At 70.9% G+C, this 2433-nt stretch carries 2 protein-coding genes and 1 pseudogene; 1 reads left to right on the forward strand and 2 read right to left on the reverse strand.

Translation table 11 applies throughout. The features are described from left to right. Nucleotides 1-59 precede the first annotated feature (59 nt). On the reverse strand, nt 60-890 hold the full coding sequence (locus AB0I76_RS27705) for an SGNH/GDSL hydrolase family protein (protein ID WP_357041426.1): 831 nt from the start codon (nt 888-890) through the stop codon (nt 60-62). Between the two features lie 250 nt (nt 891-1140). Here AB0I76_RS27705 and AB0I76_RS27710 point away from each other — a divergent pair, with 250 nt between their 5' ends. Beyond that, a complete protein-coding gene (locus AB0I76_RS27710) occupies nt 1141-2193 on the forward strand; it encodes a S1 family peptidase (RefSeq protein ID WP_357041429.1) in 1053 nt (350 codons plus the stop codon). On the opposite strand, the pseudogene AB0I76_RS27715 reads toward AB0I76_RS27710, so the two are convergent. Further along, a pseudogene (locus AB0I76_RS27715) lies at nt 2187-2433 on the reverse strand (hypothetical protein); the annotation flags it as partial. The gene AB0I76_RS27710 and the pseudogene AB0I76_RS27715 overlap by 7 nt on opposite strands.

The following is a 2433-nucleotide window of genomic DNA, read 5'->3' on the forward strand; positions in this document are numbered from 1 at the left end:
CCGGCGCGGGGGACGCGGCGCGCGGACGCCGGAGCTCCGCGCGCCGGTCACGGGATCGCCTACCAGCGGAAGCCGGCGGCGTACGAGACGCTCGCCAGCACCTGCTGCCCGCCGGTGTTCGGGTGGAAGTAGTCCCAGCCGGAGAGCTGGCTCAGGGCGAACGGATAGCCGAAGACGGCGTTGTTGTCGAACAGGCAGTTCGCGCCGTACGCCGCGCAGGCCGCCGCGAGCTGGGTGTTGAAGTCGATCACGCGCTGCCGGACCCGGTTGCGCCGGTCGACGTCCGCCTGGGCGGTGGAGGTCGGGTTGGCCAGCATGGACTGGCAGATGCCGAAGGTCGACCAGGCGGAGCGGGCGCTGAAGCTGGTCCGACCGACGTACCAGAGGCGCTGGATGTCCGGGATGCTGATGACGAAGACCTTCGCGTTGGGCAGGCCGGTCCGGAGCCGGTTGAGCGCGGAGTCGATGTTTGCCCGGAAGGTGGTCACCGAGGTCATCGTCGACTCCGAGCTGGTGCAGGCGTCGTTCGCGCCGATCAGCATCGTGACGTACCCGACGCCCTGGCTGACCGCGGTGCCGGCCTGGCCGTACATGTCGGCGGACTTCGCCCCCGACCGGGCGTCGTTGTAGTTGCGGCCGTTGACGGTCGGGTTGACCGCGCGGATACGCAGGTAGTGACTGTTCACCGTGGAGTAGTCCCCGGTGCTGAACGAGCGCGACGTGCAGTCGACGTACCACCCGCAGGCGTTGAAGCCGCGGGTGATGGAGTCACCGAGGCTCGCCATCGAGTTCGGTGGCGGGCCGGAGTCGGCGACGGCGGGGGTGGCGGCGAGCAGGACGAGGGCGAGGGTGCCGGCGAGGGTAGCCAGCGCGCGACGGACGAGGATCATGGTTGCCTCCGGATCGCGAGTACCGGAATACGCGGTGACCGGAGCGTATAGACCACGTTCTGTGTCCACAATGTTGCGTACCGGTTACACGTGGCCCTCGGGTGAATTCGGGCAAACAGGGGTCTTGCCTACGATCTTAAGTATGTGAATACTTCACTTCACCCGACCGGTTCCCCCAGCTCGGCCGGGTTACCCCCGGCCTACGCCACCCCCGGCGCGGGCCGTAGCCCCCTCTTTCGGAGGTTGTTACATGCGACCCACGAGGTCAACGTTCCGCCGTGCCGCCACGATCGTGGCGGCCGGAACCCTGGTCGCCGGTGGACTCATCGGTGCGCCGGCCCAGGCCGCCCCCGCCGCCTCGCCGGACGCCGCCGCCACCCTCGCCGAGCGCCTCGGCGACCGCGCCGCCGGCACGTACGCCGGCGCCAACGGCAAAATGGTCGTCGCGGTCACCGACGCCCTCGCCGCCCGCCAGGTCGCCGCCGCCGGCGCCACCCCGAAGATCGTCAAGCGCGGCGCCACCGAGCTGAACCGCGCCACCGCCGAGCTGGAGCGCTCCGCGAAGATCCCCGGCACCGCCTGGTGGACCGACCCGGCCACCAACCAGGTCGTCGTCTCCGTCGACAGCACCGTCACCGGCGCCAAGCTGGAGCGGGTCAAGGCCGCCGCCGCCCGCACCGGCGGTGCGGTCCGCATCGAGGCCGAGGCCGGTGTGCTGAGCACCCGGATCTCCGGCGGTCAGGCCATCTACGCCGGCGGTGGCGGTCGCTGCTCGCTCGGCTTCAACGTTCGCAGCAGCAGTGGCGTGAAGTACTTCATCACCGCCGGGCACTGCACGAACATCTCGTCGAGCTGGTACTCGAACTCGGCCCAGACCGCCTACCTCGGCGCCCGGTCCGGCACCAGCTTCCCGGGCAACGACTACGGCATCGTCCGGTACAGCAACCAGACCACCACGCAGCCGGGCAACGTGTACCTCTACAACGGCAGCTACCGGGACATCACCGGTTCCGGCAGTGCGTACGTCGGCCAGTCGGTGCAGCGCTCCGGTAGCACCACCGGCCTGCGCAGCGGCTCGGTCAGCGCGTTGAACGCCACGGTGAACTACGCCGAGGGTTCGGTCTACGGCCTGATCCGCACCAACGTCTGCGCCGAGCCGGGCGACAGCGGCGGCTCCCTGTTCAGCGGCGGCACCGCCCTGGGCCTCACCTCCGGCGGCAGCGGCAACTGCTCCTCCGGCGGCACCACGTACTTCCAGCCGGTCGGCGAGGTGCTGAGCCGCTACGGCGTGGCCGTCTACTGATCCACACGCACCACACGGCGGGCCGTCGGGAAACCGGCGGCCCGCCCGCCTGCGGTCAGCGCCACCACGAGCGGGCAGAGCGCCTCGGCTCCGGCGGCCACCCGCTCGGCCAGCCCGATCCGGGGACCTCCGGTGACCAACTCCACCACGAACCAGCCGACCGCCACGAGCAGCAGCGCCGCCGCGGTCGTACCCCAGCGCGGTGAAAGGCCGGCGGACGGTGACGGCGCGCGGCGTCCG

Source organism: Micromonospora sp. NPDC049799 (genome assembly GCF_040656655.1).
Lineage (GTDB): Bacteria > Actinomycetota > Actinomycetes > Mycobacteriales > Micromonosporaceae > Micromonospora.

Bases quoted from the DNA above. Each gene is read 5' to 3' on its own strand.
- AB0I76_RS27705 (WP_357041426.1), bottom strand. From the start codon at position 890: ATGATCCTCGTCCGTCGCGCGCTGGCTACCCTCGCCGGCACCCTCGCC.
- AB0I76_RS27710 (WP_357041429.1), top strand. From the start codon at position 1,141: ATGCGACCCACGAGGTCAACGTTCCGCCGTGCCGCCACGATCGTGGCG.